6 protein-coding genes are annotated in these 6171 nt (G+C 67.0%); all 6 read left to right on the top strand.

Annotated features, from left to right (window positions below):
• The first annotated feature begins 63 nt into the window (after positions 1-63).
• A complete protein-coding gene (locus ACE3S9_RS13225) occupies positions 64-876 on the top strand; it encodes an SGNH/GDSL hydrolase family protein (RefSeq protein WP_374546937.1) in 813 nt (270 codons plus the stop codon).
• Between the two features lie 11 nt (positions 877-887).
• Positions 888-2441 (top strand): AAA family ATPase, encoded by a 1554-nt coding sequence (locus ACE3S9_RS13230; protein WP_374546938.1) that lies wholly within the window; start codon positions 888-890, stop codon positions 2439-2441.
• A 163-nt stretch (positions 2442-2604) separates the two neighbouring features.
• Positions 2605-3375 carry an FCD domain-containing protein gene (locus ACE3S9_RS13235; protein ID WP_374546939.1) on the top strand — a complete coding sequence of 257 codons (771 nt, stop codon included), beginning with the start codon at positions 2605-2607 and terminating at the stop codon, positions 3373-3375.
• A 77-nt stretch (positions 3376-3452) separates the two neighbouring features.
• Positions 3453-4229 (top strand): (Fe-S)-binding protein, encoded by a 777-nt coding sequence (locus tag ACE3S9_RS13240; protein WP_374546940.1) that lies wholly within the window; start codon positions 3453-3455, stop codon positions 4227-4229.
• Positions 4229-5644 carry a lactate utilization protein B gene (locus ACE3S9_RS13245; RefSeq protein ID WP_374546941.1) on the top strand — a complete coding sequence of 472 codons (1416 nt, stop codon included), beginning with the start codon at positions 4229-4231 and terminating at the stop codon, positions 5642-5644. The genes ACE3S9_RS13240 and ACE3S9_RS13245 overlap by 1 nt, the downstream gene beginning before the upstream one ends.
• Positions 5641-6171, top strand: a 531-nt coding sequence (locus tag ACE3S9_RS13250; RefSeq protein ID WP_374546942.1) for an LUD domain-containing protein, incomplete at its 3' end; no start/stop codon positions are given. The genes ACE3S9_RS13245 and ACE3S9_RS13250, both read left to right, overlap by 4 nt.

Genomic DNA, 6171 nt, shown 5'->3' on the forward strand with positions numbered 1-6171 from the left:
AATCGACCTCCTCGTGTTACTTGTCGGATTGACGGGATTGGGCGCAGTCGCATGGTTGTCGGAATGGCGGAAAAGGCTCGCCGTGGCGCGCGCGCAGCGCCTGGCCTCGGCCTGAGCCTGGCCTGCCGGGTTCTGGTCTTTCTTCTGGGCTGGCAAGTCGCCTGCGCGCCCGCGATGGCGCAGGACGGCGCCCGGCCGGGCCAGTCCTGCGAGGCGCCCGCGGAATCGCTCGCCGCGCCCGCTCCGCTGCCCCGCGTCGCCGCCGCCCTGAAGAAAAGCGAAAAGCTCAATATCCTCATCATCGGCTCGCCGATCGGGCTGGCCAGAAGCCAGAGCAAATCCTATCCCGTCGCTTTGGAATCCCTGCTGGAGCGCGCCCTGACCGGCGTGGACGTGGTGATCGTCAACCGGCCGGTCTCGGGCGAGATCGTCGCCACCGCCGCCGAGCGCATGCGGACCGAAGTCGCCTTGGCGCGGCCGGACCTGCTGATCTGGCAGGTCGGGGCCAATGACGCGCTGCAGAACGTCTCGCCCGTCGAATATGAAGAACATCTGCGCGAGGGCGTGCGCTGGGCCAAGGAAAACGGCCTGGACGTGCTTCTCGTCGGCTTCGAGGCCAATCCCTGGCTGCACGAGGACCGCGAGGCCGAGGCCATACGCGCGGCGACGCTGCGCGTGGCGCAGGCGGAAAACGTGCTTTACCTGCGCCGTTACGAGGCGATGCAATTCGCGGCGCGGGCGCGGGGCCGCGCCGAACAGGGCGACCGGCCCTTCTCGGCCGATGTCGGCTATGACTGCCTCGCCGAACAGGTCGCCCAGGCGCTGGTGGCCAATATGGTGCTGCGCCGCACCCGCCCCGGCGTCGTCGACCCCTGAAGCCAGGACCCATGACTCAATCGGCTACCATCGCTTTCCTCACCGAGGCCCTCGCGCGCGAGGCCGGCGCCCCTGTCGAGCGCAAGGAGACCCATGTCTCGCTGATCTTCCTCGCCGGCGATCTGGTGTTCAAGCTCAAGCGCGCGATCGCCTTTCCCTATCTGGATTTCTCCAAGGCCCGGCTGCGCGAAAAGGCCTGCCGCGCGGAACTGGCGCTCAATTCCCGCGCCGCCCCCGGCCTTTATCTCGGCGTGCGTCGGATCACGCGGGAGCCGGACGGGCTGGCCTTCGACAGTCCCGGCCGTCTGGTCGACTGCATTGTCGTCATGCGCCGATTCGAGGAATCCGGCCTGTTCGACATTATGGCGCGCGAGGGCCGGCTGGCGCCGCGCCAGATCGAGGCTTTAGCCGAGACCATCGCCAGCTTCCACGCCAACGCGCAAAGATTCGACGAGCCGCAGGGCGCCGCCGCCTTCGCCCATCTGCTCGATCTCAACGAAATGTCCTTCGCGCGGGACGACGTTTTTCCGCGCGAAGACGTCGACCGGGTCAACGGCCTGTTCCGCGCGGAGCTGCAGCGCATCGCGCCTCTGCTCGACGCACGCGCGGCGAGCGGCTTCGTGCGGCTGTGCCACGGCGACCTCTATCTGCGCAATATCTGCTGGTTCGAGGGGCGGCCGACTCTGTTCGACTGCATCGAATTCGACCCCCGGCTGGCGCGGATCGACGTGCTCTACGACGTCGCCTTCACCTTGATGGACCTTTGGCTGTGCGGCCGGCGCGACCTCGCCAACCTGCTGTTCAACCGCTATGTCAGCGCCTTCTCGCGCACGCTGCGGGACATGCCGGCCAAGACCCGCGACGGCTACGCCGCCCTGCCCTTCTTCATGGCCCTGCGGGCGGCGATCCGCGCCCATATCGCCGCCGCCCAGGCCCATTCCGGCGACCGCGACAAGGACGAGGCGCTGACGCGCGAGGCCCACGCCTATTTCGCCCTGGCCGAAAAGCTGCTGGCGCCGCGCCCCAACGCCATTGTCGCTATCGGCGGCCTCAGCGGCTCGGGCAAATCGACCCTCGCCGCCGCGATCGCGGGTGAGATCGGACCGCCGCCGGGCGCCCGCACGCTGAATTCGGATCGCACGCGCAAGGCCATGCATCGCATAAGGCCGACGGATAAACTGCCGCCAGAAGCCTATGAACTCAATATCACGGCCGCCGTCTATCTCCGCCTGCTGTCGCGCGCGATGGACGCTTTCGGCCAGGGCCGCTCCGTCATTCTCGACGCGGTTTATTCGACCCCGGAGGAGCGCGACGCGGTCGCCAAACTGGCGCGCGAATGCGGCGCGCCTTTCGTCGGCCTGTGGCTGGAGGCGCCGTCCGATCTGTTGCGGCGGCGGGTGCGCGAGCGGCCGAAGGGCGTCTCGGACGCCGATCTCGGCGTGCTGGAGGCGCAACTCCACCGCGACACCGGCAAGGTCGACTGGATCAGCCTCGATTCCGCCTTGCCCGACCTGCCCGAACGCGCCTTGAAAATCGTCCGCGCGGCGCTCGCCGAGCGGCCCTGAGCCTGCAAAAGCCAAAGGGCGTTTTGGGTCCGGTTTTCGCTCTGGATGGCGGGCTGGTTTTGTGGTCTAATTATTTTACCTTAGCCGGAGCGACAGGCTCCGAAGTCAAGCGGACTCGGCGCGCCCGCCGGAATTGCGCCACGCCAGGCAGACAGGACGCCTCATGGATCCCCTGCGCACGCCCAAGCTCGCCGATGCGCTCGCCGAACATCTCGAACAATTGATTCTCGAGGGCGCGCTCAGGCCGGGCGAAAAACTCGCGCCCGAGCGCGAACTGGCGGCCAAGCTCGAAGTCTCCCGCCCCTCTTTGCGCGAGGCGCTCGACAAATTGCACGCGCGCGGGCTGATCGAGACCAATAAGGCGGGCAATTTCGTCAGCCGGTTCCTGACGCCGATGACCGATCCGCTGACCTCCTTGTTCCAGTCGAGCGACCAGGCGCTGAACGATTATCTCGAATATCGCTGCCTGATCGAAGGCGAAGCGGCCCGGCTCGCCGCCTCGCGCGCCACCGACGTCGAACGCGAGGCCATCGCGCGCTGCCTGGAAAAGCTGCGCGACGCCCATGAGGCCAGCGATATCGCCATGGAAGCCGAGATCGACGCCGAATTGCACATGCTGATTTACGAGGCGACCCATAATCTGGTGCTGCTGCATGTGATGCGCGCCTTTTACGAAATGCTGCGCAGCGACGCCTTCTACAACCGGCGGCAGCTCTATAACCAGCCGGGCTCGCGCAACGAATTGCTCGACCAGCATTTCGCCATCGCCGAGGCGATCCTCGCCCGCGACCCCGAGGGCGCGGCCGCCGCCGCCGCCGCCCATATCACCGGCATCGCCAAGACCCTGCATGAAATGCGCGACGAACAGACCCGGATGGCTCGGGCGCTGCGCCGGATGGGCCGCTCGGAGCTGCTCGCGCGCCCGAATGAATGATCTTTGGTAAAATCATTTGACCACGAAAAATTCCTCGTTATAAAGTCGCCTTGACCTTGCAGAAGGGGCTTAGGCCGATGCCGGAACGTGGGAATGCCCAGCTCTCGCCGCGTGTCGGCCTTTTCGTGACCTGTCTGGTCGATTCCGTCCGGCCCAATGTCGGCTTCGCCGCGGTCGAACTGCTGAAAGCCGCCGGCTGCGCGGTCGAGATCCCGCTCGCCCAGACCTGCTGCGGCCAACCGGCCTTCAATAGCGGCGCCGACGCCGCGACCCGCCCGATCGCCCGGTCCGTCATCGAAACCTTCGAGCCTTATGATTATCTGGTCGCGCCCTCGGGCTCCTGCGCCGGCATGATCAAGGCGCATTATCCCGAACTTTTCGCCGACGACCCCGCCTGGCTTACGCGCGCCCGGGCGCTCGCCGCCAAGACCTATGAATTGCTGGGCTTCCTGGTCGATGTGCGCGGCTTCCGGCCGCAGAATGTCGTCTGCAAGGCCAGCGCGACCTATCACGATTCCTGTTCCGGCCTGCGCGAACTCGGCGTGAAGGCCCAGCCGCGCGCGCTCCTGTCGGCCGTGGAGGGGCTGGAGCTGCGCCCGCTGGAGGGCGAGGAAACCTGCTGCGGGTTCGGCGGGACGTTCTGTGTGAAATATTCTGATATTTCCAACGCCATCGTCGGGGAAAAGGCCGGCAATGTCGTCGCGACCGGAGCGGACATGCTGCTCGGCGGCGATCTCGGCTGTCTGCTGAACATGGCCGGCAAATTGAGCCGCGAGGGCGCCAGGACGCGCGTCTTCCACACGGCGGAAATCCTGGCCGGCCGGGCGCAAAAAGCCATTGGCGAGGAGGCGTGATGACGGCCGAGCCCCACATCGCCGCCGGGACGTTCCACGACCGCGTCGAAAAGGCGCTGGGCAGCGCCCAATTGAAGGTCGCGCTGGAGCGTACCACCGGCAATGCCCGCCGCAAGCGCGCCGCCGCCGTCGCGGCCTGGCCCGATTTCGTGGGCGCGCGCCTCGCCGCCGCCGCGATCAAGGACCACGCCATCGCCAATATGGCCTATTACCTCGAAATGTTCGAGCGTAACGCGCTCGCCTCGGGGGCCCGGGTCCATTGGGCGCGGGATCCCGACGAGGCCTGCCGGATCGTGGTCGACCTGTGCAAGGCGGCGGGCGCCAAAAGCGTGACGCGCTCGAAAAGCATGTTGGGCGAGGAGATCGGCCTGCCCCATGCGCTGGCCGATGCCGGCATCCGCCGCGTCGAAACCGATCTCGCCGAACATATCATCCAGCTTGCCGGCGAGACGCCCTCCCATATCATCTGGCCGGCCGCCCATCGCACCCGCGAGGACGTCGCCGAATTGTTCGACAAGTTCCATCGCGAGAAGCCGCCGGCCCATGACGTCGAGAGCATGGTCGGCTCGGCGCGCAAGGAATTGCGCGAGGATTTCTTCGCGGCGGACGTCGGCATTTCCGGCGCCAATTTCCTGGTCGCCGACACCGGCGCGATCTGCACCATCACCAATGAGGGCAATGCCGAACTGACCACGACGCCGCCGCGCGTCCATATCGTGACGGCGGGCATCGAAAAGATCGTGGCCAATACCGAGCACGCGCTGCAATTGACGCGGTTGCTGGTGCGCTCGGCGACCGGCGCGGACCTGACTCAATACACCACCTTCCATTGCGGCCCGAAACGTCCGGGCGACCGCGACGGGCCGGAGGAATTCCATATCGTGCTGGTCGATCACGACCGCACGAAAATGCTCGCCGAAATCCCGGAAATGCTGCGCTGCGTGCGCTGCGGAGCCTGCCTCAATCATTGCGTGGTCTATCGCGCCATCGGCGGCCACGCTTATGGCGGGGCCTATCCCGGCCCGATGGGCTCGGTGCTGACTCCGGTGTTCGACGGGTTGGAACAGACGCGCGACCTGCCCAGCGCCTGCACGCTCAACGGCCAGTGCCGGCAGGTCTGCCCAGTGGACATTCCGCTGCCGACCATGCTGCGGCGCTGGCGCGAAATCAGTTGGCGCGCCGGCTACGAGCCCAGGACCATGCGCGCGGCCATCGGGCTATGGGCCTTTTTCGCCGCGCGGCCGGAGCTTTACCGGCTGGCGCAGTCCGTCGCCTTGCCCGTGATGCGGCTGTTCGCGCGGGGCGGGTGGATTTCGTCAATGCCGCTCGCCTCGGGCTGGACGGCGGCGCGCGACCTCCCCAAGCCCCCAGGGCAAAGTTTCCTGACCACGATCCGGAAAGGCGGACAGTCATGAGCCCGAGGGAGAGCGCGCGGGAGGCGATTTTCGCCGCGATCCGCAAGGCGCGGCCGGAAGATGCAGCGCCATCGGCGATCGTCGCCGAAGCGCAGGCCTGTTCCGAGACAATGAAGCGCTCCTTGCCACCGCAGGAGGCGAACGATCTCGCGGGCCTGTTCGTCGCGCGCGCCGGCGCCGAAAAGGTCGGCGCCACGCTGGAGCGCGTCGCTACGCTCGCCGATCTGCCCGGCGTCGTGGCGCGTTATATCGCGGCCAATGGCCTCGCGCAGGAATTCGCCTTGCAGCCCGATGCGCGTCTCGAACAGCTCGGCTGGGGCGATCTTCGCCCGGACGCGCCGCTGCGTCGCGACACCGCTCTGGCGGTTGGCATCGCGCTGTGTGGCGTGGCCGAGACGGGCTCGCTGGTGTTCCATTCCGCTCCTGAGGCGCCGACTTTGTTCGGCTTCCTGCCCTTGCATCATCTCGTCGCGCTCGACGCGCAAACGCTGCTGCCGCGCATGGAAGACTATGCCGATTTCGCCAAG

It is taken from the genome of Rhodoblastus sp., from assembly GCF_041915505.1.
Lineage (GTDB): Bacteria > Pseudomonadota > Alphaproteobacteria > Rhizobiales > Beijerinckiaceae > Rhodoblastus.

Excerpts from the sequence above, each read along its gene's own strand:
- ACE3S9_RS13230 (WP_374546938.1), top strand. The coding sequence starts at position 888 with ATGACTCAATCGGCTACCATCGCTTTCCTCACCGAGGCCCTCGCGCGC.
- ACE3S9_RS13240 (WP_374546940.1), top strand. The coding sequence starts at position 3,453 with ATGCCGGAACGTGGGAATGCCCAGCTCTCGCCGCGTGTCGGCCTTTTC.
- ACE3S9_RS13225 (WP_374546937.1), top strand. The coding sequence starts at position 64 with ATGGCGGAAAAGGCTCGCCGTGGCGCGCGCGCAGCGCCTGGCCTCGGC.
- ACE3S9_RS13245 (WP_374546941.1), top strand. The coding sequence starts at position 4,229 with ATGACGGCCGAGCCCCACATCGCCGCCGGGACGTTCCACGACCGCGTC.
- ACE3S9_RS13235 (WP_374546939.1), top strand. The coding sequence starts at position 2,605 with ATGGATCCCCTGCGCACGCCCAAGCTCGCCGATGCGCTCGCCGAACAT.